This is a genomic window from Streptomyces sp. BK208 (assembly GCF_004364245.1).
Taxonomy (GTDB): Bacteria; Actinomycetota; Actinomycetes; order Streptomycetales; family Streptomycetaceae; genus Streptomyces.
The window spans coordinates 1-23,480 of sequence record NZ_SOAV01000023.1; the positions used below are offsets into that span (position 1 = coordinate 1).

Sequence of the window (23,480 nt, forward strand, 5' to 3'; positions counted from 1 at the left end):
GTTCGGTTTCTGCGATGCCTGCGGCGCCTGTGCGGGTTCGGTGGGGGTGCGTGTAGCGCCTTGGGTTCGGTGGGTGGTGGGGGGCCGGGGGGGGGGGTGTCCGTCCTCGGAACGGCGCGGAATCGGTTAGCCGCAGAAGTGAACTCTGTTGACGCGCCAACCGCTGCGGGCGGACACCCCCCGCCCCGTCCCCTCCCCGCCGTACGCGGCTTCCCCGCCCCGCTGCGGGCAGTCGTGCCGCTGGGGCGGCACGGGTGGGCGCAGCGGCACCCCGGCAGCGCCGGGCACGCGTCTCCTCGCGCCTGCACCCGCCCCGGGCCACCGGGAAACGCCGGGACGTGGCCCACCCCCCGCTTCCCCCGCTTCCGCGTCGGCCCGCCGGCCACACCTTCGCCGGGCGCCCGGGGCGGACCCCGGGGTCCGTTGTCAGTGGGGGCGGTTACCGTTCGTGCATGGCTGCCCGTACGAAGTCCGCCAAGGAACGGCCGTCCTACCGCTGCACCGAGTGCGGCTGGCAGACGGCCAAGTGGCTCGGCCGCTGCCCCGAATGCCAGGCGTGGGGCACGGTCGAGGAGTACGGCGCGCCCGCCGTGCGTACGACCACGCCGGGGCGCGTCACCACGTCGGCCGTGCCGATCGGGCAGGTCGACGGGCGGCAGGCCACCGCCCGCTCGACCGGGGTGCCCGAGCTGGACCGGGTGCTGGGCGGCGGGCTGGTGCCCGGAGCCGTGGTGCTCGTCGCCGGGGAGCCCGGCGTCGGCAAGTCCACGCTGCTCCTGGACGTGGCGGCCAAGTCCGCGAGCGACGAGCACCGGACGCTGTACGTCACCGGTGAGGAGTCGGCGAGCCAGGTGCGCCTGCGGGCCGACCGGATCCACGCCATCGACGACCATCTGTATCTCGCCGCCGAGACCGACCTTTCGGCGGTGCTCGGACACCTGGACGCCGTCAAGCCGTCGCTGCTGATCCTGGACTCCGTGCAGACCGTCGCCTCGCCCGAGATCGACGGCGCCCCGGGCGGCATGGCGCAGGTGCGCGAGGTGGCGGGGGCGTTGATCCGTGCCTCCAAGGAGCGCGGCATGTCCACGCTCCTCGTGGGCCACGTCACCAAGGACGGGGCCATCGCCGGGCCGCGGCTCCTCGAGCACCTCGTGGACGTCGTCCTGCACTTCGAGGGCGACCGGCACGCGCGGCTGAGGTTGGTGCGGGGCGTCAAGAACCGGTACGGGACGACGGACGAGGTCGGCTGTTTCGAGCTGCACGACGAAGGGATCACGGGGCTTGCCGATCCCAGCGGGCTGTTCCTCACCCGGCGTGCCGAGCCGGTGCCCGGGACCTGCCTGACCGTCACCCTGGAGGGGCGCCGGCCGCTGGTCGCCGAGGTGCAGGCGCTGACCGTCGACTCGCAGATTCCGTCGCCGCGGCGTACGACCTCGGGGCTCGAGACCTCGCGGGTGTCGATGATGCTGGCCGTGCTTGAGCAGCGGGGGCGCATCAGCGCGCTGGGCAAAAGGGATATCTACAGTGCGACGGTGGGGGGCGTGAAGCTCTCCGAGCCGGCGGCCGACCTCGCCGTCGCGCTGGCGTTGGCGAGTGCGGCCAGTGACACCCCGCTGCCCAAGAACCTCGTCGCGATCGGCGAAGTGGGTCTCGCCGGAGAGGTGAGACGGGTCACGGGGGTGCAGCGCAGGCTCTCCGAGGCGCACCGGCTGGGCTTCACGCATGCCCTGGTGCCGGCGGACCCGGGCAGGGTCCCCGACGGTATGAAGGTCCTGGAAGTCGCGGACATGGGAGAGGCCCTGCGGGTGCTTCCGCGCTCGCGTCGGCGAGAGGCCCCACGGGAGGAGGGGGACCGCCGGTAGACTTTGCCCTGGTCTCGCCCGTCCGTACGACCGAATGTGCGACGCGGGAGCGCCAGAAGAACCTGCGACCGGAGGAGTGCAGTGGCAGCCAACGACCGGGCAGCAGCTCCCGGAAAGTCCGGTGGGAGTGCCGGTGCCGATGGCCTGATGCGCGCCTCACTGAGCGCCGTGGCGCCCGGCACGTCCCTGCGCGACGGCCTGGAGCGGGTCCTGCGCGGCAACACCGGCGGTCTGATCGTGCTGGGTTCCGACAAGACCGTCGAGCAGATGTGCACCGGCGGTTTCGTGCTGGACGTCGAGTTCACCGCGACCCGGCTGCGTGAGCTGTGCAAGCTCGACGGCGGCATCGTGCTCTCGTCGGACCTGTCGAAGATCCTGCGGGCCGGAGTGCAGCTCCTTCCGGATCCGACCATTCCCACGGAGGAGACCGGCACCCGGCACCGCACGGCGGACCGGGTCAGCAAGCAGGTCGGGTTCCCCGTGGTGTCGGTCTCCCAGTCGATGCGGCTGATCGCGCTGTACGTGGACGGGCAGCGGCGGGTGCTGGAGGATTCCGCCGCCATCCTGTCGCGGGCCAATCAGGCGCTGGCCACCCTGGAGCGGTACAAGCTGCGCCTCGACGAGGTCGCGGGCACGCTGTCGGCCCTGGAGATCGAGGACCTGGTGACCGTCCGGGACGTCTCGGCGGTCGCGCAGCGGCTCGAGATGGTGCGCCGGATCGCCACCGAGATCGCCGAGTACGTGGTGGAGCTGGGGACGGACGGGCGGCTCCTGGCGCTGCAGTTGGACGAGTTGATCGCCGGAGTGGAGCCGGAGCGCGAGCTGGTCGTGCGGGACTACGTGCCCGAGCCGACCGCCAAGCGCTCCCGCACGGTCGACGAGGCGCTCGCCGAGCTGGACAAGCTCAGCCACGCCGAGCTGCTCGAACTGTCGACGGTGGCACGGGCCTTGGGCTACACGGGATCGCCCGAGACGCTGGACTCGGCGGTCTCCCCGCGCGGTTTCCGGCTGCTTGCCAAGGTGCCGCGGCTGCCCGGGGCGATCATCGACCGGCTGGTGGAGCACTTCGGCGGCCTGCAGAAGCTGCTCGCCGCCAGCGTCGACGACCTCCAGACGGTGGACGGTGTCGGCGAGGCGCGGGCCCGCAGTGTGCGCGAGGGTCTTTCGCGGCTGGCGGAGTCCTCGATCCTGGAGCGTTACGTCTGAGCCGCCCCGGCTCAGTCGCTCTTCAGGACGAAGGACGTCCGCACCTTCTCGAATCCGGCGGCCTTGGCCTCCACCAGGTAGGTGCCCGGCTTGGCCGAACCGGCCGGAGGCGTCCCGCACTCGGGGGCGCTCGGCTTGCGGTCCCACTTCACGGTGTAGGTGATGCCGCTGTCGGCGGCCACCCGGTACCGCAGGCTGCCCTTGCCCTTGACGCAGTCGTCGGAGGCCCAGTAGGTGTCGTCGCCACTGGCCGGGGTGATGGTGAACACCGCGTGCTCCGGGCCGAGATCGACCTTGCAGTCGCTGCCCGAGGTGTTGCGCGCGGTCAGTTCGAAGGCCGGGGTCTGTCCGGGCGTGTAGCTGTTGTGGACGCTGCGCAGGCTCAACTTCACGGCGCCCGGCGTGCAGTCGGGCAGGGCCGCACCGGCCGGCAGCGCGTCGCCCGCGCCGACGCCGGTCACCGCGCCGCCCGCGGAACCCCCGGCACCACCGCTGCCCGCTCCGCCGCCGTCGGACTCGCCTCCGCCGGAGCCCGATCCGGCGCCCGATCCGTCGCCGCCGCCCGAACTCGTACCGGAGCCCGAGCCGTTGGAGTCACCGCCGCCCGACTCGTCGCGCCCGCCCGGTGCCTGGCTGATCGCCGGGCCGGAACCCGAGGGGCCCGGAGTGATCGACGGCGCGGGGTTCTTGCCGTCCGCCCCGTCGTCGTGCCCCTTGCCGCCTCCCCCGCCGCCGGAGACCACGATCCACGTGATCAACAGCGCCAACAGGGCGAAAAGAGACAGCAGTACGGCCCTCCGTCGCCAGTAGATGGAGGAGGGAAGCGGCCCGACCGGATTGCGCAGAGATCCCACGGCGCAAACTGTACGAGAGATCGGCGCGTTCCCCTGTCCCACCCGCCGTTCGTGCTCGCAACTTTTACGGATCATCATTCCGGAGACCGTGGTGGCCCCCTGCCGAGGCCGGGTGGCGTCCTGGCCGACAGCGGGTGGCGAGTTCCCGTGCGGAGGTCCTCCCGTGGCAGGATCGGAGGGCCATGACTGCGCCCACGAAGCCCTCGCCAGGCGGACCCTCCGACCCCGCCGCGCCCGGTGTGCCGCTGCACGCCCCCGTCATCGACTGGTTCGACGAGCACGCCCGCGATCTGCCGTGGCGGCGGCCCGAGGCCGGTGCCTGGGGTGTGATGGTCAGCGAGTTCATGCTCCAGCAGACGCCGGTCAGTCGCGTCCTGCCCGTGTACGAGCAGTGGCTGGCCCGCTGGCCGCGCCCCGCCGACCTCGCCGCCGAGGCACCCGGCGAGGCCGTGCGCGCCTGGGGCCGGCTCGGCTACCCGCGTCGCGCGCTGCGTCTGCACGGCGCCGCCGCGGCCATAACGGAACGGCACGGCGGCGACGTACCCGCCGACCACGCCCAGCTGCTGGCACTGCCGGGCATCGGCGAGTACACGGCGGCCGCGGTCGCCTCGTTCGCCTACGGCCAGCGGCACGCCGTCCTGGACACCAACGTCCGCCGGGTCTTCGCCCGGGCGGTCACCGGCGTGCAGTACCCGCCGAACGCCACGACCGCCGCCGAGCGGAAGCTGGCGCGGGCGCTGCTGCCGGACGAGGAGGCGAGCGCCGCCCGCTGGGCCGCCGCCTCGATGGAACTGGGCGCCCTGGTCTGCACGGCGAAGAACGAGTCGTGCCACCGCTGCCCGATCGCGGCCAGGTGCGCGTGGCGGCTGGCCGGCAAGCCCGCCCACGACGGGCCGCCGCGCCGCGGCCAGACGTACGCGGGCACCGACCGGCAGGTGCGCGGACGGCTGCTCGCGGTGCTGCGGGAGGCGACCGGGCCGGTGTCCCAGGCGGCCCTCGACCAGGTCTGGCAGGAACCGGTCCAGCGCGCCCGCGCCCTGGACGGGCTCGTGGCCGACGGCCTGGTGGAGCCGCTGGCGGACGGGCTGTACCGGCTGCCGCTGGGCTGACGTACGGCCACCGCACGGTCGTGGGAGGGCACGGGGGCCGAAGATGCGTCTGTGACGGCTGCCGGGTGCTCCGTGACGACGCCGAGATCGGGCAAATCGGCCGGTACCCCCATCAAGTGGGCTGCCGATTTACCCGGTTCCTCCTTCCGTTACACAACCGACGGACAGCCGAGGGTTTGCCGCAGGCTGCATCGCACAGCGCCGTGACAACGCTTCCCTACCTTCGTTTGCGTGCCCAGGGGGCACGGCACGACTACGGACCACACGCAGTGGGCCGGCGGTGACCACCGCCGGATGACGGGGATCGGAAGGCGGTTGACATGGGCGAGGTGCTCGAGTTCGAGGAGTACGTCCGCACCCGGCAGGACGCGCTGCTGCGCAGTGCCCGGCGCCTGGTCCCCGACCCCGTCGACGCCCAGGACCTGCTGCAGACCGCGCTGGCCCGGACGTACGGGCGCTGGGAGACCATCGAGGACAAGCGTCTCGCGGACGCCTACCTGCGCCGGGTGATGATCAACACCCGGACCGAGTGGTGGCGGGCGCGGAAGCTGGAGGAGGTGCCGACCGAGCAGCTCCCCGAGTCCCCCATGGACGACGCCACCGAGCAGCACGCGGACCGCGCCCTCCTGATGGACGTCCTCAAGGTGCTCGCCCCGAAGCAGCGCAGCGTCGTGGTGCTGCGACACTGGGAGCAGATGTCAACGGAGGAGACCGCCGCCGCCCTCGGCATGTCGGCGGGAACGGTCAAGAGCACGCTGCACCGGGCGCTCGCCCGGCTCCGCGAGGAGCTGGTCGCCCGCGATCTGGACGCACGGGCGCTGGAGCGTGAGGAGCGGGAGCGTTGCGCGGCCTGACCGACGGTCGGACATCCGGGAGGACCCGGAGAACCACGCAGGCGACGGGTACGGCGGTGGCCGTGTTCGTCGCCCTCGGCGTTTCCCTGTCCGGCTGCGGGACCGGTGGCACCGGCGCCCGCGACGAGGGACCCGCCCACGCGGACGCGGTGGGCGGCGCCGCCTCCTCGTCCCCCGCGCCCGCGGCGAAGGCCTCCCCGTCGAAGGCCCCCGACCGCGTGGACGCCGTACGGCTCGTCAAGGCCGATCCCAAGGTCTCCGCGGAGGTCAAGCGCGAGCTGAAGCCGTGCGTCGCCGACGAGTACCCCGTCGACGTGTCGTACGGGAAGCTGACCGCGGGCTCGGCGGACGACGTCGTCGTGAACGTGCTGACCTGCGGTGACGCGGTGGGCGTGGGCAGTTACGTCTACCGCGAGGAGGACGGCGCCTATCAGAACGTGTTCAAGGCCGAGGAGCCTCCGGTCTACGCGGAGATCGACCGCGGCGACCTGGTGGTGACCAAGCAGGTGTACGAGAAGGGCGACCCGGTGTCGAGCCCGTCCGGCGAGAACGTGATCACCTACCGCTGGGCGTCGGACCGGTTCACCGAGCGGTACCGCACCCGCAACGACTACAGCAAGGCCGCGGGCAACGGGCCCACCCCGGCTCCCGAGCCGGACAGCTGACCCGTGCGCCGCGCCGGCCGACGTGAACCGATCGGGCCGCTCGCACCGATGACCGAGTGAATGCCGTTCGTGAGCCGGCGGCCCCTTCGACCCGACCACACCCTGAGGACTGAGAGCACCGGGATGGCAGACCAGACCCACGTCCTGTTCGTCGAGGACGACGATGTCATCCGCGAGGCCACCCAGCTCGCCCTGGAGCGGGACGGCTTCGCGGTCACCGCGATGCCCGACGGGCTCTCGGGCCTGGAGTCCTTCCGGGCCGACCGCCCGGACATCGCCCTCCTCGACGTCATGCTGCCCGGCCTCGACGGCGTCAGCCTGTGCCGCCGCATCCGGGACGAGTCCACGGTGCCGGTGATCATGCTGTCGGCGCGGGCGGACTCCATCGACGTGGTGCTCGGCCTGGAGGCGGGCGCCGACGACTACGTGACCAAGCCGTTCGACGGCGCCGTTCTCGTCGCCCGGATCCGTGCCGTGCTGCGCCGCTTCGGTCACGCCGGGGGCGGCGACCGGGCGGACCCGGGCGGCGGCGCGGACACCGGGGGCGTGCTCACCTTCGGCGATCTGGAGGTGGACACCGACGGCATGGAGGTGCACCGGGCCGGGCAGCCGGTGGGGCTCACCCCGACCGAGATGCGGCTGCTGCTGGAGTTCTCCTCCGCGCCGGGCACCGTGCTCTCGCGCGACAAGCTGCTGGAGCGGGTGTGGGACTACGGCTGGGGCGGGGACACCCGCGTCGTCGACGTGCACGTGCAGCGGCTGCGCACCAAGATCGGCCAGGACCGGATCGAGACGGTCCGCGGCTTCGGCTACAAGTTGAAGGCCTGAGCGGGGACAGGGATATGCGGGGGTTCTTCCGACGCCGGACCGCCTCACCACCGGGGCACCCATACGACCACGGGGTCCCGGGTGGGCGCACGGGACAGGGTGGGCGCACGGGACGGGGTGAGCGCACGGGGCCGGGCGGACGTCCGGGGCCGGGCGGGCGGGCGCGCGTCCGGGGCGCGGGCGACGCCGACGCGGGCGGCCACGGTGTCCGCGGCGCCGGGGCGGGCCGCCCCGGCACGGGAGATACCGGTGCGAAGGGCCGCGGTGCGCGCGGTCTCCGGGCCCTCGGCATCCGCACCGGGCTGCGCTGGAAGCTGAGCGCGGCCATCGCGCTGGTCGGCGCGCTGGTGGCGATCGCCCTGAGCCTGGTCGTGCACAACGCGGCCCGGGTGTCGATGCTCGACAACGCCCGAGACCTCGCCGACGACCGGGTCCTGATCGCCCAGCGCAACTACGAGCTCTCCGGCCGGCAGAACTTCCCCAACGCCCAGATCGACGACCCCGCCCTGCCGCCGGAGCTGCGCCGCAAGGTCGAGGCGGGACGGCGGGCCACGTACGTCTCCGAGCAGGCGAACGGCGTGACGGACATCTGGGCGGCCGTGCCGCTCAAGGACGGGCACGTGATGTCGCTGCACTCCGGTTTCACCGACCGCAGCGCGGACATCCTCAGCGACCTGGACCAGGCGCTGGTGATCGGCTCGATCGCGGTCGTCCTCGGGGGCAGCGCGCTGGGCGTGCTCATCGGCGGTCAGCTGTCGCGCCGGCTGCGCAAGGCCGCCGCGGCCGCGAACCGGGTCGCGGGCGGTGAGGCGGACGTCCGGGTGCGCGACGCCATCGGCGGCGTCGTGCGGGACGAGACGGACGACGTCGCGCGTGCCGTGGACGCGATGGCGGACGCGTTGCAGCAGCGGATCGAGGCGGAGCGCCGGGTCACCGCGGACATCGCGCACGAGCTGCGCACCCCGGTGACCGGCCTGCTCACGGCCGCCGAGCTGCTGCCGCCGGGCCGTCCCACCGAGCTGGTCCTCGACCGGGCGAAGGCGATGCGCACGCTCGTCGAGGACGTCCTGGAGGTGGCCCGGCTCGACGGGGCCTCGGAGCGGGCCGAGCTGCAGGACATCATGCTGGGTCACTTCGTGTCCCGGCGGGTCGCGGCGAAGGACCCGAGCGTCGAGGTGCGGGTGATCCACGAGTCGGAGGTCACCACCGACCCGCGCCGCCTGGAGCGCGTGCTGTTCAACCTGCTCGCCAACGCGGCCCGGCACGGCCGCTCGCCCGTCCAGGTCAGCGTCGAGGGCCGGGTGATCCGGGTGCGGGACCACGGCCCCGGCTTCCCCGAGGACCTGCTCGCCGAGGGGCCGAGCCGGTTCCGCACCGGCAGCACGGACCGGGCGGGCCGCGGTCACGGCCTCGGTCTGACCATCGCGGCCGGTCAGGCCCGGGTCCTGGGCGCCCGGCTCACCTTCCGCAACGTCCGCCCGGCCGGTGCTCCCGACCACATACCGGCCGAGGGCGCGGTCGCCGTCCTGTGGCTGCCGGAACACGCACCGACCAACACCGGGAGCTACCCGATGCTGCCGGACCGGACGAGCGGCGGGGCGTCGTCGCCGGCCCGCGGAGCCTGACGGCGGTTCCCGTACGGCCGAAGCAATGAGGCGGCGTGGGCGTACGGATCGCGGCAGAGGCCAGCCACCCGATCAACGACGAGCTGGAGCGGGTGCTCGGACCGGCCGAGGCGGTCGGCGAGCCCGTCACGGTCACGTTCGGGTGGGAGGGGGGCGGCCCGCCGCGTGCGCCAGGGGTTCATGGATCCGAAGCGGCAGGCGGCGTTCGAGGAGTTCCTGGCCCGGCAGGAGGACCGGGACGGGCGGCAGGAGCGTCTTCGTGACCGTCCGGCGCTCTCCTCGCGTCCAGGGCCTCGTCCGTGCTCCTCCCGTCCCGCCCCGCCGGCACCGGGTACGACGAGGCCCCCGGGCGGCCTGAGCCACCCGGGGGCGGGTGCGGAGAGCGCGGGCGGCGGACCGCCGCGGGTCAGACCGCCTCGGTCACCGACGCCTTCACCGCGGCGGCGTCGTCGCCGTCGGCCGGGGCGTCGGCCGCCTTCGGGCCCGCGCCCTTCAGCGGGACCTCCTTCACGAAGACCGCCGCGACCAGGGCGAGCACCGCGACCGCGGAGCCCAGCAGGAACGCGCCGTGGGTGCCGGAGGAGACGGCGTGCTGATAGGCCTCGCGGACCGCCGCCGGCAGCGCGTTCAGCGCGTCCGCGGTCAGCGTCGCCGACTCCTGCGTCGCCTTGGCGCCCGCGGCCGGGGCCCGCTCGGCCATGACGTCCTGGACGCGGTGGTTGAACAGGGCGCCCATGATCGCGACGCCGAAGGAGGAGCCGAGGGTGCGGAAGAGGGTGGTGGACGAGGACGCCACGCCCATGTCCTTCATCTCCACGCTGTTCTGCGCCACCAGCATGGTGATCTGCATCAGGCAGCCCATGCCGAGACCGACCACGGCCATGTACAGGCCGGAGGTGAAGCGGGTGGTCTCGGTGTCCATGGTCGACAGCAGGAACAGGCCCACCGTCATCAGCGCACCGCCCGCCAACGGGAAGATCTTGTAGCGGCCGGTGTTGGTGGTGACCCGCCCCGCGACCATCGACGTCACGAGCATCGCGCCCAGCATCGGCAGGAGCAGCAGCCCGGAGTTGGTGGCGGACGCGCCCTGCACCGACTGCTGGTACAGCGGCAGGAAGAGGGTGGCGCCGAACATCACGAAGCCGACGATGAAGCCGATGAAGGACATCAGCGTGAAGTTGCGGCTGCGGAAGATGTGCAGCGGCACGATCGGCTCCGCAGCCCTGGTCTGCCAGAACACGAACCCGATCAGCGCGGCGACGCCGATGCCGATCAGTTCCATGATCCGCGCGGAGGTCCAGGCGTACTCCGTGCCACCCCAGGTGGTGACGAGGACGATGGCCGTGATGCCGATGGTGAGCAGCGCGGCGCCGAGATAGTCGATGCGCGCCTGGCTCCGCTTCTTCGGCAGGTGCAGGACGGCGCTGACGGCGACCAGGGCGACCGCGCCGAGCGGCAGGTTGATGTAGAAGGACCAGCGCCAGCCCCAGTGGTCGGTGATGGTGCCGCCGACCAGCGGTCCGCCGATCATCGCCAGCGCCATGACGCCGGCCATCATGCCCTGGTACTTGCCGCGCTCCCGGGGCGGTATCAGGTCGCCGATGATCGCCATCACGCCGACCATCAGACCGCCGGCGCCCAGGCCCTGGACGGCGCGGAAGGCGATGAGCTGACCCATGTCCTGGGCCATGCCGCTGAGCGCCGAGCCGATCAGGAAGATCACGATCGAGGACATGAACGAGCCCTTGCGGCCGTACATGTCGCCGAGCTTGCCCCACAGCGGGGTGGAGGCCGCGGTCGCGAGGGTGTAGGCCGTGACGACCCAGGAGAGGTGCTCCAGGCCGCCCAGTTCGCCCACGATCGTCGGCATCGCGGTGCCGATGATCATGTTGTCGAGCATCGCGAGCATCATCGCGATCATGAGGGCGAGCAGGACGACCCGCACGCTCCTCGGCTGCTTGCCGGCACCGGCGTCTCCGGTCGCCGCCTCCGTCTTCTCCGCCATTTCTCCTACTCCCCCAGCTACGCTGTGCCCTTGCCACTTACTTGCCGCCCGGCAAGTTCTCTACACTGGGAAAGGTAGGCGCGTAACTAGCCGGTCGTCAAGTAAGTTTTTCGGAAAGTGCGCGGGGCAGGAGGTGCGTAGGAGGATGGGCGGCACAATGAACGGCACCAAGCAGCAGCGACGCCGCGGGGACACCCGCCAGCGCATCCAGGACGTGGCGCTCGAACTCTTCGCGGAGCAGGGGTACGAGAAGACCTCGCTGCGTGAGATCGCCGAGCGTCTGGACGTCACCAAGGCCGCGCTCTACTACCACTTCAAGACCAAGGAAGAGATCCTCGTCAGCATCTTCGAGGATCTCTCGCGGCCGCTGGAGGACCTGATCGACTGGGGGCGGGAGCAGCCGCACACCCTGGCGACGAAACAGGAGATCATCCGCCGCTACAGCGAGGCGCTGGCCGGCGCGGCGCCGCTGTTCCGCTTCATGCAGGAGAACCAGGCGACGGTACGCGACCTGCGGATCGGCGAGCTGTTCAAGCACCGGATGTTCGGTCTGCGCGACATCCTCATGGACCCCGAGGCGGAGCTGGTCGACCAGGTCCGCTGCATCACGGCGCTGTTCACGCTGCACGCCGGGATGTTCGTGCTCCGGGACCTCGAAGGCGACCCCGAGGAACAGCGTGCTGCCGTTCTCGAGGTCGCCACCGATCTGATCACCCAGGCCCACCGGGGAGCCGGGGGCGCGTAGCCCGGACCGTCAGACGGTCACACCCTTGGACTTCAGGAAGGAGACCGGGTCCACGGCGGAGCCGTAGTTCGGGGTCGTGCGGATCTCGAAGTGCAGGTGCGGACCGCTGGAGTTTCCGGTGTTGCCGGACTTGGCGATCGACTGGCCGGTCTTCACGACCTGGCCGATCTTCACGTTGATCTTGGACAGGTGCGCGTACTGGGAGTACGTGCCGTTGCCGTGCTTGACGACGATCGCGTTGCCGTAGGCGGGGCCGTCGCCGGCGCCGTTGCCGCCGGCCTTCACCACGGTGCCGCCGTGGGCCGCGACGACGTTGGTGCCGATCGGCACGGCGAAGTCCTGGCCGCTGTGCTTGTGCGCCCACATGCCGCCGTTCTGGGCGAAGCTGGCGCTCAGCTCGTACTTCTTGACCGGGTCGACCCAGGTGGGGGCCTTCTTCTTGGCCGCCGTCTTCTTGGCGGTGACGGTCTTCTTCGCGCTCGCGGCGGCCTTCTCGGCCTTCGCCGCCTTGGCCTGCGCGGCGGCCTGGGCCTCTACGGCGCTCGCGGCGGTGGTGGTGCTGGAGGCCGCCGTGGTGCCGGTGGCGGCCGCGACCCCGGCTCCCAGTGCGACCGAGGCTCCGAGGCCGGCGGCCATCACCGCGGCGCGGGTGCGGATGGTCGTACGGGAAGAACGGGACGTGACACGCGGAAACATTCGAACCTCATGGGGACGGGTGCAGAGGAATGCCCACCGGCGGGACGCACAAGGCGCTCACCGGGCGGGCTCCACCTTGGTAACCCGACCGACCCAAAGCGCACAAAGGTGTGACCTACGACTCTAAGTAGTACTTGAGCGCGATACTTCCCAGCTCACGACACAGCAATCAATCAGGACAAAACCAGCTCAGAGTCCCGCGAAGAGCGCACCGCATCGCGGTTATATGCCGTTTTTGGTAGCTCTTGCGGCATCCACTATTCCCCGTAGTACCGCCCGAATCGCCTGTGCGGCACATCACCGGCGACCCCGCCCGAACACCCCGCGGATGTGACCCGGGCTACTGCCGCGACCACCCCCCGCCCCCTCCCGAAAGGGGCCTGACCTGGGCGTTGAGCGTGGTCGGCGTCACAGGAATCCCCGCCTCGCCGTACGACTACCGCCCAGTAACCCAATCGTTGCCGTCCCGCCACTTGTCCGGGCGAACATGTACGCGACAACTTGGTGCCGTCAGGCATCCGCGCAGGCATGAGAGGACCCCACCCCCCATGACCGGACAGAACGGACAGACCAGACCGGCCCGGCTCCCGTGGAAGCGTGCCCTCGCCGCGACCGCCGTCACCGCGGCGGCCTTCTCGGTGACGGTCACACCCGCCGTCGCCGCTCCCGCCGACGACCCGTCCGCCCCGGCCGCGGTGACCGCGTCCGCGACCGCCGCCGCGGACGTCGACTACGACACCTGGCAGCGGGACTGCAGGGCCGTGATGGACGCGGCCCTGCCGTACCTGAAGGAACGGATCGCCGACGCCGCCCCCGGCGAGAAGCAGGCGATCGTCCTCGACATCGACAACACCTCCCTGGAGACCGACTTCGGCTTCAGCTTCCCCCAGCCCGCCAACCGCCCGGTCCTGGAAGCAGCCCGGTACGCCCAGGAACGCGGCGTCGCCCTGTTCTTCGTGACCGCGCGCCCCGGCATCATCGAGGTGCCCACCGAATGGAACCTCGCGCACGCCGGGTACGACTCCTCCGGGCTGTACGTCCGCGGCCTCCTCGACCTGTTCAAGGACGTCGCCGCGTACAAGACGGAACAGCGCGCCGAGATCGAGTCGGACGGCTACACGATCATCGCGAACATCGGCAACAGCGCCACCGACCTGTCGGGCGGCCACGCCGAGAAGACCTTCAAGCTCCCCGACTACGGCGGTCAGTTGTCCTGACGCACCTGTCCTGACGCCGGATAGGCTCCCGTGGACGACGACCGACCACGGGGGTGGCGCATGGAACCGGCGGTACTGGGCGGGAAGTTGGCGTCCGCACTGGTCGCCCCCCTGGTGAAGAAGCTGTTCGTCCCGCAAGGGCCCGGCGCCGGACTGGTCGACCGGCCGGTCCGGCTGGCGCGCCTGGTGTCCTTCCGGGGCGAGCGGCGCACGCTGGGCGAGAGGGAGGTGCGGGGGCTCGCCGCGACGCTGGTGTCGGGCTCCCTGGACTCCCCCGGCGAGCCGCCCTTCCCCCGCGACGAGGAGACGGCCGTCACCGACGCGCTGACGGGGCGGCTCCTCGCCCTGGGCGACCTGGACATGGACGACGTCCAGGCGGTGCGGCTGGGACACGCCGAACTGGCCGCACGCCTGTGCCGGCAGGCCTCCGCCGCGGGGTCCGGGGCCGGACTGTCCGCCGACGCGGGCTACTTCCTCGACTCGGCCACCGAGTGGGCCTGTCTGCACGTCCTGGAGTTCTTCACCCGCCGGTCGACGTTCGTCGCGCGGACGCTGGTCGCCCAGACCAGGGGCCAGGCGGAGCTGATCGCGAAGGTCGACGAGCTGATCACCCGCGTCCCCCGCCCGGACGCCCGGGACACGGCGTTCGAGCGCCGTTACCTGCCGTACGTCGCCGACCGGCACAACCGCATCACCATCTACGGCATCGACCTGCGCGACTCGCCGGACCGGTGGCCGTTGGAGGTCGCGTATCTGAGCCTGGAGGCGACCACGGAGGAGGAGCGCGCTCCGCTTCCGGGGGACTCCCCCGAACCGGAACGCACCGTCCGCCTCCCCGCCGAGGCCGCGCTGACCGCCCACGACCGCGTACTGCTGCGCGGCGACGCGGGCTCCGGCAAGACGACGCTGGTGCAGTGGCTCGCGGTGACCGCCGCCCGGGACGGCACCCGGATCCCGTACGTACTGCCGCTGCGCACGCTGATCCGGGCGGGCACGCTGCCCTCCCCCGCGGCATTCCTCACCGTTGTGGGCAGCCCGCTCGCCCCTCCGGAAGGCTGGACGGAACGGGTACTGGGCGCCGGCCGGGGCCTGGTCCTCGTCGACGGCCTGGACGAGATCCCGGCCGCCGACCGTAACCGCACCCGTGACTGGCTCATCGCCCTCATCCGCGCCTTCCCCGGCAACCGCTGGCTGCTCACCTCCCGCCCCACCGCCGTACGCGCCGACTGGCTGGCGGCGGAGGGCTTCCGGGAACTCGCCCTCACCCCGATGCGCCGGGACGATGTGACGACCTTCGTACGGCGCTGGCACGCGGCGGCCGAGGCCCCCGAGTTCGAGGCCCGGCTGCTGGATTCCCTGCGCACCAAGCGCGACTTGGCCCGGCTCGCCACCAACCCCCTGATGTGCGGCCTGATCTGCGCCCTGCACCGGGAACGCCGGGGCTACCTCCCCGCCGGGCGCAAGGAGTTGTACGACGCCGCCCTCACGATGCTGCTGGCCCGCCGGGACCGGGAGCGGGGCATGGAGACGGTCGAGCTGAGCGAGGAGGCCCAACTGGAGTTGCTCCAGCGGCTGGCCTACGCGCTGGTGCTGAGCGGGCGCACGGAGATGGCGGTGGAGACGGCCGAGGGCATCGTGGAGCGCGCGCTGCCGTCGGTGGTCTCGGCGGCGGGGCAGGGTGACGCGGCGACGGTCCTGCGGGCGCTGGTCCTGCGCAGCGGGCTGCTGCGGCGGCCAGGCGAGGGCACCCTGGACTTCGTCCACCGCACCTTCCAGGACTACCTGGGCGCGCGGTACGCCGTCGAGGAGGGGCACCTCGACGTCCTCGCGGGCCGTGCGGGCGACACGCAGTGGGAGGACGTCATCCGCATGGCGGTGGCCCACGCTCGTCCCGGCGAGCGGGCGGTGCTGCTGCGGCGGCTGCTGGCGGAGGAGACCCCGCGGCTGACCCTGCTGGCCCTGGCCTGCCTGGAACACGCGACCGCGCTGGACCCGACGGTACGGGCGGAGGTGGAGGCCCGGGCGGGGGCCCTGATCCCTCCGGGGTCCACGCAGGAGGCCAGGGCGCTGGTGGAGGCCGGTCTCCTGGTGCTGGAACTGCTGCCGGGGCCTGAAGGGCTGACGGACAGGGAGGCCCACGGGGTGGCCGTGGCGGCCTCGCTGTTGGCAGAGCTGGAGCCGGGCGGTTGCCTGGCGGTGCTGCGCCGGTTCCGCGACCACGGCTCGCTGTCCGTGCGACGACAGCTGGTGGGCACATGGGGCCGCTTCGACGCGCGAGAATACGCGAGGGAGGTGCTGGATCATCTGGACCGGACAGACCTGATGCTGACCTGCGAGACCCAGGCACAGCGGGTGGCGATCGGCGAGATGCGCCCGTGGAGGGAGCTCTCGTTCCGCGGTACCCATGCCACGACCGACCTCGTCACCTGTGTACGGGCCCCGGGCACGGTCGAGGCGCTGCACATTCTGAACAACCGAGACCTGACCGACCTGGCCCCCCTGGCGGCGTTCGGCCACCTGCGCCACCTGGCGCTGATGAACTGCGCGTCCGCACGTGGCGTGGGAAGGCTTTCGACGCTGCGACTCGAAAGCCTCACGATCTTCGGCGACACCGATCTCACCGGCCTGGGCAGCCTGGACTCACTCCGAGCACTGTCCGTCTCACAGCAGCTCCCAGGCCCCCGCCTGACCGATTCGCTGCCGGCGCAGGCGCCCTTGCGGTGGCTGTACCTGGGCCCCGACAGCACGAGGCACACCGGTCTTCGAGGACTGTCCCACTGGGACACGCTCGAACACCTCAGCCTGCCCGGCCGGCCGGCCGACTCCATCGACTGGGAGGAACTGACCAGCCTGCCGCGACTGGCCTCTCTGGACTTGGACGTCTCGGTCCACGACGACAGCCGGCTGACCACACTCCTCCCCCACGTCGCGGTCACCCTCGTCTGACGCGGGCAGAGAAAAGGGGCTGCCCGGGACCGAAGTCCCGGGCAGCCCCTTTCAGGCTCACCCCCGGAGGGCTACGCCTCCTTGCTCAGGTTCGGACCCGCGCCGCCCCCGGCCGCCTGCTCGATCGGCGGGACGTCGGGGAGGGCCGACTTCTCCTCACCCCGGAAGGTGAAGGTCTTGGTGTCGCCCTCGCCCTCGGTGTCCACGACCACGATGTGACCGGGACGCAACTCGCCGAAGAGGATCTTCTCCGACAGCGTGTCCTCGACCTCGCGCTGGATCGTGCGGCGCAGCGGCCGCGCGCCCAGCACCGGGTCGTAGCCCTTCTTGGACAGCAGCTCCTTGGCGGACTGGGAGAGCTCGATGCCCATGTCCCGGTCCTTGAGGCGCTCGTCCACCTTCTGGATCATCAGGTCGACGATCCGCAGGATGTCCTCCTGGCTGAGCTGCGGGAAGACGACCACGTCGTCGACACGGTTGAGGAACTCGGGCCGGAAGTGCTGCTTGAGCTCGTCCTGGACCTTGTTCTTCATGCGCTCGTAGTTGGACTTCGTGTCACCCGCGGCGGCGAAGCCGAGGTTGAAGCCCTTGGAGATGTCCCGGGTGCCGAGGTTGGTCGTCATGATGATGACCGTGTTCTTGAAGTCCACGACCCGGCCCTGGGAGTCGGTCAGGCGACCGTCCTCCAGGATCTGCAGCAGCGAGTTGAAGATGTCCGGGTGGGCCTTCTCGACCTCGTCGAAGAGGACGACCGAGAACGGCTTGCGGCGGACCTTCTCCGTCAGCTGACCGCCCTCCTCGTAGCCCACGTAGCCGGGGGGCGAACCGAAGAGGCGCGAGACCGTGTGCTTCTCGCTGAACTCCGACATGTCGAGGGAGATCAGCGCGTCCTCGTCGCCGAAGAGGAACTCCGCGAGCGCCTTGGACAGCTCCGTCTTACCGACACCGGACGGACCGGCGAAGATGAACGAGCCACCGGGACGCTTCGGGTCCTTCAGGCCGGCACGGGTACGGCGGATCGCCTTGGACAGCGCCTTGACGGCGTCGACCTGGCCGATGACCCGCTTGTGGAGCTCGTCCTCCATGCGCAGCAGGCGGGACGACTCCTCCTCCGTGAGCTTGAAGACCGGGATGCCCGTCGCCGTGGCGAGGACCTCGGCGATCAGCTCGCCGTCGACCTCGGCGACGACGTCCATGTCGCCGGCCTTCCACTCCTTCTCCCGCTTGGCCTTCGCGGCCAGGAGCTGCTTCTCCTTGTCGCGGAGCGAGGCGGCCTTCTCGAAGTCCTGCGAGTCGATCGCGGACTCCTTGTCGCGGCGGACGCCGGCGATCTTCTCGTCGAACTCGCGCAGGTCCGGCGGCGCGGTCATCCGGCGGATGCGCATCCGGGAACCGGCCTCGTCGATCAGGTCGATCGCCTTGTCCGGCAGGAAGCGGTCCGAGATGTAGCGGTCGGCGAGCGTCGCCGCCTGGACGAGTGCCTCGTCCGTGATGGAGACGCGGTGGTGGGCCTCGTAGCGGTCGCGCAGACCCTTGAGGATCTCGATCGTGTGCGGCAGCGACGGCTCCGCGACCTGGATCGGCTGGAAGCGGCGCTCGAGGGCCGCGTCCTTCTCCAGGTGCTTGCGGTACTCGTCCAGCGTGGTCGCACCGATGGTCTGCAGCTCACCGCGGGCCAGCATCGGCTTGAGGATGCTCGCGGCGTCGATGGCGCCCTCGGCGGCACCCGCACCGACCAGCGTGTGCAGCTCGTCGATGAACAGGATGATGTCGCCGCGGGTGCGGATCTCCTTGAGCACCTTCTTCAGGCGCTCCTCGAAGTCACCGCGGTAGCGGGAGCCGGCGACCAGCGCACCGAGGTCCAGGGTGTAGAGGTGCTTGTCCTTGAGGGTCTCGGGCACCTCGCCCTTGACGATGGCCTGCGCGAGGCCCTCGACGACGGCGGTCTTGCCGACGCCGGGCTCACCGATCAGCACCGGGTTGTTCTTGGTACGGCGGGACAGCACCTGCATGACCCGCTCGATCTCCTTCTCGCGCCCGATGACCGGGTCGAGCTTGGACTCACGAGCGGCCTGGGTGAGGTTCCGGCCGAACTGGTCGAGGACCAGGGACGTGGAGGGCGTGCCCTCCGCAGGACCGCCGGCGGCGGCGGTCTCCTTGCCCTGGTAGCCGGAGAGCAGCTGGATGACCTGCTGCCGCACCCGGTTGAGGTCTGCGCCCAGCTTGACCAGGACCTGGGCGGCGACGCCCTCGCCCTCACGGATCAGGCCGAGCAGGATGTGCTCCGTGCCGATGTAGTTGTGACCCAGCTGGAGGGCCTCGCGGAGCGACAGCTCCAGGACCTTCTTGGCACGGGGGGTGAAGGGGATGTGACCCGACGGGGCCTGCTGGCCCTGCCCGATGATCTCCTCCACCTGCTGGCGGACCGCCTCGAGCGAAATCCCGAGGCTCTCAAGGGCCTTGGCGGCGACACCCTCACCCTCGTGGATCAGGCCCAGGAGGATGTGCTCGGTGCCGATGTAGTTGTGGTTGAGCATCCGGGCTTCTTCCTGAGCCAGGACGACAACCCGCCGCGCGCGGTCGGTGAACCTCTCGAACATCGTTAATCGCTCCTCAGAGCGGTCAGGCAGTGGGGGGAACTTCCCCTCCCTGTCCTTCCGCAGCTTAGTCCCGCAAGCGGGGACCGCTCATTCCAACTGCCGACACCGTCGATGGCCTCCTGACCCCTGACGCCGACATCTGCCACAACCCGATGGTGCGAGACGATGTTCCCGCAGGCCAGGCACTTACCCCACTCGCCAGTACGCCGATGGCGAACGCGAGACGGCCCGATCCGCAAGTCGCCCCCTCCCACTAGGGATGTCTTACCCGCGGGGACCGACACTCCATGCCGCGCGCACCGGTTCCCTCCGCTACGGGCGAACAACCTTGCGCCTCCCCGCACCCCCGTACGCCCCCTCCTACCGCCCCTTTCCGACACTCTGAGCATTCTTTACGGCACTCAGCGTAACCCGGCGGCTCTTCCGACTGTTGCACTTGGCATGGTTGGCGCCCCGCACCCGGTCCCCGTCGCTCCCGCGGCCCCCGTCGTGCCGTCGCCCCGCCGGCCCACCGGCGTCGGCGGCCCGGCCGGGGAGCGGACGCGGTGGTGGTACGAGAGCGGGCTCGGTTGGCCGACGGTCCCGGGGGAGCCGGTGCGGCTGCGCACGGGCGTCCGTTTCGACGTCCTCGACGTACCCGCCTCGGCCGGGTACGCGACCCTGGAGCGGCTCGGGCGGAGCGGGCGGACGCCCCCGGGGTTTCCGGTGGCTCTCCGCGGCGAGCGGATGCTGCTGCTCGTGGCGGCGGGTGGCGCGGACGAGCTGCCCGGGCTGCTGGAGTGGCTGGAGTGGGGTTCGCTGGCGCCGGCGCTGGACCTGACGGCGGTCGGGGCGGGCGGCCTCGTGGAGGCCCCGCTCGTCCCGGAGCCCGGGCCGGACGGTCCGCGCGGATCGTCCGGACCCTGCGGGCCGCACGAGGGTCGGCACGAATCGCCCCGGTCCTGCGGCTCGCATGAGGGTCACGAGGGGGCGGCGGGGGCGGCCGGTCCGGTCGGATCGCAGGAGGGCCGCCCGGTCGGATCGGCCAGTTCGGTCGCTTCACAGGAAGGGCGCCCGGTCGGATCGGCCGGTTCGGTCGCTTCGCAGGAAAGCCGCCCGGTCGGACGGACCGGTTCGGTCGGATCGCAGGAGGGCCCGTCCCGATCGGCCCGCCTGCCGTCGCGTCCCCCGGACCGCGACGGCCTGCGGGGGGCCGCCGTCTGGCTGCGGCCCCCGAAGCCGGGGTGCGAGGTCGAGCCCTCGCTGCCTGCGCTGTCGGCCCTGGGGTGCGCCGGGACCGCCCCCGATCTCGCCCGGCTGGTCCACACACTGGCCACGCAGTGCCACCGCGTACGCCTCACCGCCGACGTCCCGCCGCGGGCACGGCCCGTGGCGCGGGTCGGATGATCAGCCGTTGGCCTGCTCGTACGCCTCGCGGACCTTCGCGGGAACCCGACCGCGATCGTTGACGTCCCAGCCGTTCTCCTTCGCCCAGGCGCGGATCGCCGCGGTGTCCTGGCTGCCGCCGGAAGCGGCGGCGCGCGCCTTGCCGCGACCGCCCGAGGCGCGGCCCCCGGTGCGACGGCCACCCTTCAAGTACGGGTCGAGAAGACCGCGGAGCTTGTCCGCGTTGGCGGTGGTGAGGTCGATCTCGTAGGTCTTGCCGTCCAGTGCGAACGTCACGGTCTCGTCTGCCTCGCCGCCGTCGAGGTCGTCGACAAGAAGGACCTGAACCTTCTGTGCCACCGGATTTCCTTTCATCGATAACGTGAGGGGCGGGGGTCCGCCGGCGTCCGCCGTATCGCCGTCCCTTGTTATATGCAGTACTGCAGTACGCCGGAAAGCAAACCGCTTTTGCCGGAAAAACACAAACCCCCGGCGGAGACCGGTAGCCCGACCACGGGCCGAAAACATGCGCGTTTCGGACATAGGGAACCGTTGAAGGGCGCGTCGATGGAATAAACCTCGATCGGCGGTGAAGGACTCCGAAGCGATCCCCGGGACTCTCAAGGACTCCCGAACGGTCGCGAAGGACCGCGGTCGCCTACTGTTGTGCGGCGCTCACAGATGCAGAAGCATCCGACTGTTGCCCAGGGTGTTCGGTTTCACTCGTTCGAGACCGAGGAACTCCGCAACGCCCTCGTCATAGGAACGCAGCAGCTCGGCGTAGACATCGGTGTCGACCGGCGTCTCCCCGATCTCCACGAAGCCGTGCTTGGCGAAGAAGTCCACTTCGAAGGTCAGACAGAAAACGCGGCGAACACCGAGCTGTCGTGCCGTGTGCAGCAACTTCTCCAGCAACCGGTGCCCGACGCCCGCGCCCTTCAGGCCGGGCTTCACGGCGAGAGTGCGCACTTCCGCGAGGTCTTCCCACATCACGTGCAGGGCGCCGCAGCCGACCACCTCGGCGTTGTCGTCCCGTTCCGCGACCCAGAACTCCTGGATGCTCTCGTAAAGCGTCACCATCGCTTTGTCGAGCAGGATGCGGTCACGGACGTACGCGTCGAGGAGCCGGCGTACGTCCGGGACATCCCTGGTGCGGGCCCGGCGGACGCTGATGGCAATTGGCATGTGGGGACGCTATCGCCCGCCGCCGTCCGGTACCGCGCCGGGTCCCGGCGCGGGGGTTTCCGGTCCCTGCACGATGCGGATGGCGTCTCCGAGTGCCCGGCGCTGTTCCTCGCTCATCATGCCGAAGAAGGCGACGAGGGCCGCGGCGGGGTTGTCGCTCTGGGACCAGGCGTCGTTCATGAGGGCGGCGGCGTAGGCGGCGCGAGTGGAGACCGCCTCATATCGATAGGCGCGGCCTTCGGACTCGCGGCGCACCCAGCCCTTCTGATGGAGATTGTCCAAAACGGTCATCACCGTGGTGTACGCGATGGACCGTTCCTGTTGGAGGTCTTCCAGGACTTCTCGAACGGTCACGGGGCGGTTCCACTTCCACACCCTCGTCATGACCGCGTCTTCGAGTTCTCCCAATGGGCGAGGCACGCTTCGAACGATAGTGGGAGATCGGGTCGATCGCGTGCCGGACGTGCGGCTTCCTCGGCAAACGGGCACAAAAGAGGCGTACGGCTCCGCCGAGTCGCTCGGGGGAGCCGTACGCGGGTCGGTCCCAGGTGGTCCGGGTGGGGCCAGGTGGGTCCGGTGATCCGGGTGGTCCGGGTGGTCCGGGTGGTCGGGTGGTTCGGGTCGGTCAGGCCTCGGGGTGCGGGGACGCCTGCCGGGCGCCCTCCGCGCGCGCGAGGGCGGCGTCGACGACCGCGTCCTCCTTGGCCTTGTTGGCGCCGCCCTGGGTCTTCACGATCACCCGGATCACGCCGATGAAGAAGACGGCCATGACGGCCGGGGGCAGGAGCGCGGAGACGTAGTCCATGGGACCAGGGTAGCCAGGCGCCGTCAGCCGGCCGCGAGGTGGTGCCGGGAGTCCGTGGCGGGAGGGGCCGGAGGGGTGGGCGGAGCGGGCGGGGCCGGCTTGCGGCGGGGGAACACCTCGCCGGGGGTGGGGACGGGGCGCTTGGGGGCGGCCGGGGCGGGGTGGGGGGCCGGTTTCGGTGCGGGCTTCTGGGCGGGCTCCCTGCCGGCCTGGCGGCCGCCGGGGACGGCGTGCAGGTGGGTGCGTGCGGCGGGGAGCGTGACGGTGCCGGTGGCCGCGGCCGCGGTGGGAGCCGTGGCCGTCGCGGGGCCGCAGCGGGCCAGGAGGGCGGCCGCGGCGGGGTTGCCGCGCAGGGCGCCCAGAGCGGCGAGGTCGTCCTCGGCGGGGCGGTGACCGGCGTCCAGCACCTCGTCCAGGAGCGCGAGGTAGCCGGTGGCGGTGCCGGGGAGGGCGGCGCGGTACCGGGCGAGGTCGGCCATCAGGAAGGCGCGCAGCCGGGCGCCCTCTCGCATCGCCTCGTCGAGGGACTCTGCGAGGTGGAGACAGTCCTGGGCCTCCTGGGCCGAGACCGGGCTGGGGTTCAGGGCGAGGGCGAGGGCTCGCCGGAGCACACGCAGCTCCTGAGCACCGAACGCCATGCCGCCGCGGGGTCCGTAGGGCGTGGGCATGCGGCGACGATACGCGCTAATCAGACAAATTCCGCATAGGGGGCACGGGTGTGGCGCACACGCCCACCCGGATGCGGGTGCCTCCGGCGGTTGCGCGGGGGTCATGCCCTGCGGCGGGCTGCGCGGGTTCGGTTGTAGCGGGGGCGGATGCCTGCGGCGCCTGTGCGGGTTGGGTGGGTGTGATGCCTGCGGCGCCTGTGCGGGTTCGGTGGGGGTGCGTGTAGCGCCTGGGGTTCGGTGGGTGG

Annotated in this window: 20 protein-coding genes; 11 read left to right on the forward strand and 9 right to left on the reverse strand. The window is 71.5% G+C overall.

The annotated features are described in order from the left end of the window. The first annotated feature begins 452 nt into the window (after nucleotides 1-452). Complete coding sequence (gene radA / locus EV562_RS34530; RefSeq protein ID WP_133890815.1) at nucleotides 453-1,862, forward strand: DNA repair protein RadA; 1,410 nt, start codon at nucleotides 453-455, stop codon at nucleotides 1,860-1,862. Between the two features lie 81 nt (nucleotides 1,863-1,943). Next, a complete protein-coding gene (gene disA, locus EV562_RS34535; RefSeq protein ID WP_030404779.1) occupies nucleotides 1,944-3,068 on the forward strand; it encodes a DNA integrity scanning diadenylate cyclase DisA in 1,125 nt (374 codons plus the stop codon). An 11-nt stretch (nucleotides 3,069-3,079) separates the two neighbouring features. Here the strand turns inward: disA and EV562_RS35290 are convergent, their stop codons facing one another. Beyond that, on the reverse strand, nucleotides 3,080-3,922 hold the full coding sequence (locus EV562_RS35290) for a hypothetical protein (protein ID WP_166662163.1): 843 nt from the start codon (nucleotides 3,920-3,922) through the stop codon (nucleotides 3,080-3,082). A gap of 182 nt (nucleotides 3,923-4,104) precedes the next feature. Here EV562_RS35290 and EV562_RS34550 point away from each other — a divergent pair, with 182 nt between their 5' ends. The 5 genes from EV562_RS34550 (at nucleotide 4,105) to cseC (ending at nucleotide 9,003) form a co-directional block, all read left to right on the forward strand. After that, nucleotides 4,105-5,031, forward strand: a complete 927-nt coding sequence (locus tag EV562_RS34550; RefSeq protein WP_133890818.1) for an A/G-specific adenine glycosylase — start codon at nucleotides 4,105-4,107, stop codon at nucleotides 5,029-5,031. 320 nt (nucleotides 5,032-5,351) lie between these two features. After that, nucleotides 5,352-5,885 (forward strand): SigE family RNA polymerase sigma factor, encoded by a 534-nt coding sequence (locus EV562_RS34555; protein WP_003975479.1) that lies wholly within the window; start codon nucleotides 5,352-5,354, stop codon nucleotides 5,883-5,885. After that, nucleotides 5,873-6,550, forward strand: a complete 678-nt coding sequence (locus EV562_RS34560; protein WP_208298491.1) for a hypothetical protein — start codon at nucleotides 5,873-5,875, stop codon at nucleotides 6,548-6,550. The genes EV562_RS34555 and EV562_RS34560 overlap by 13 nt, the downstream gene beginning before the upstream one ends. A gap of 123 nt (nucleotides 6,551-6,673) precedes the next feature. Then, nucleotides 6,674-7,378 carry a two-component system response regulator CseB gene (gene cseB / locus EV562_RS34565; protein ID WP_133890820.1) on the forward strand — a complete coding sequence of 235 codons (705 nt, stop codon included), beginning with the start codon at nucleotides 6,674-6,676 and terminating at the stop codon, nucleotides 7,376-7,378. A 14-nt stretch (nucleotides 7,379-7,392) separates the two neighbouring features. Further along, on the forward strand, nucleotides 7,393-9,003 hold the full coding sequence (cseC, locus tag EV562_RS34570) for a two-component system sensor histidine kinase CseC (RefSeq protein ID WP_133890821.1): 1,611 nt from the start codon (nucleotides 7,393-7,395) through the stop codon (nucleotides 9,001-9,003). Between the two features lie 406 nt (nucleotides 9,004-9,409). On the opposite strand, the gene EV562_RS34580 is transcribed toward cseC, so the two are convergent. Further along, a complete protein-coding gene (locus EV562_RS34580; protein ID WP_133890822.1) occupies nucleotides 9,410-11,008 on the reverse strand; it encodes an MDR family MFS transporter in 1,599 nt (532 codons plus the stop codon). Between the two features lie 145 nt (nucleotides 11,009-11,153). Here EV562_RS34580 and EV562_RS34585 point away from each other — a divergent pair, with 145 nt between their 5' ends. Continuing rightward, on the forward strand, nucleotides 11,154-11,753 hold the full coding sequence (locus EV562_RS34585; RefSeq protein ID WP_208298492.1) for a TetR/AcrR family transcriptional regulator: 600 nt from the start codon (nucleotides 11,154-11,156) through the stop codon (nucleotides 11,751-11,753). Nucleotides 11,754-11,762: 9 nt separating this feature from the next. On the opposite strand, the gene EV562_RS34590 is transcribed toward EV562_RS34585, so the two are convergent. Next, nucleotides 11,763-12,449 (reverse strand): M23 family metallopeptidase, encoded by a 687-nt coding sequence (locus EV562_RS34590; RefSeq protein ID WP_133890823.1) that lies wholly within the window; start codon nucleotides 12,447-12,449, stop codon nucleotides 11,763-11,765. A gap of 548 nt (nucleotides 12,450-12,997) precedes the next feature. On the opposite strand from EV562_RS34590, the gene EV562_RS34595 reads away from it, so the two are divergent. Continuing rightward, entirely contained in the window at nucleotides 12,998-13,666 is a 669-nt protein-coding gene (locus EV562_RS34595; RefSeq protein WP_133890824.1) for an HAD family acid phosphatase, read from the forward strand. Between the two features lie 60 nt (nucleotides 13,667-13,726). Further along, nucleotides 13,727-16,612 carry an NACHT domain-containing protein gene (locus EV562_RS34600; protein ID WP_133890825.1) on the forward strand — a complete coding sequence of 962 codons (2,886 nt, stop codon included), beginning with the start codon at nucleotides 13,727-13,729 and terminating at the stop codon, nucleotides 16,610-16,612. Nucleotides 16,613-16,683: 71 nt separating this feature from the next. On the opposite strand, the gene EV562_RS34605 is transcribed toward EV562_RS34600, so the two are convergent. Beyond that, complete coding sequence (locus EV562_RS34605; protein WP_133890826.1) at nucleotides 16,684-19,212, reverse strand: ATP-dependent Clp protease ATP-binding subunit; 2,529 nt, start codon at nucleotides 19,210-19,212, stop codon at nucleotides 16,684-16,686. Nucleotides 19,213-19,653: 441 nt separating this feature from the next. On the opposite strand from EV562_RS34605, the gene EV562_RS34615 reads away from it, so the two are divergent. Beyond that, nucleotides 19,654-20,598 (forward strand): SCO3374 family protein, encoded by a 945-nt coding sequence (locus EV562_RS34615; protein ID WP_133890827.1) that lies wholly within the window; start codon nucleotides 19,654-19,656, stop codon nucleotides 20,596-20,598. Here the strand turns inward: EV562_RS34615 and EV562_RS34620 are convergent, their stop codons facing one another. The 5 genes from EV562_RS34620 to EV562_RS34640 form a co-directional block, all read right to left on the reverse strand. Further along, nucleotides 20,599-20,937 (reverse strand): Lsr2 family protein, encoded by a 339-nt coding sequence (locus tag EV562_RS34620; protein WP_133890828.1) that lies wholly within the window; start codon nucleotides 20,935-20,937, stop codon nucleotides 20,599-20,601. It abuts the gene before it with no gap. A 315-nt stretch (nucleotides 20,938-21,252) separates the two neighbouring features. Then, entirely contained in the window at nucleotides 21,253-21,762 is a 510-nt protein-coding gene (locus EV562_RS34625) for an amino-acid N-acetyltransferase (protein ID WP_133890829.1), read from the reverse strand. Between the two features lie 9 nt (nucleotides 21,763-21,771). Then, the gene (locus tag EV562_RS34630) at nucleotides 21,772-22,170 is read right to left on the reverse strand and encodes a BlaI/MecI/CopY family transcriptional regulator (RefSeq protein WP_133890833.1); all 399 of its coding nucleotides are present in this window, start codon (nucleotides 22,168-22,170) and stop codon (nucleotides 21,772-21,774) included. Nucleotides 22,171-22,387: 217 nt separating this feature from the next. After that, entirely contained in the window at nucleotides 22,388-22,567 is a 180-nt protein-coding gene (locus tag EV562_RS34635) for a hypothetical protein (protein ID WP_133890830.1), read from the reverse strand. 23 nt (nucleotides 22,568-22,590) lie between these two features. Continuing rightward, a complete protein-coding gene (locus EV562_RS34640; protein WP_133890831.1) occupies nucleotides 22,591-23,235 on the reverse strand; it encodes a hypothetical protein in 645 nt (214 codons plus the stop codon). Between the last annotated feature and the right edge of the window lie 245 nt (nucleotides 23,236-23,480).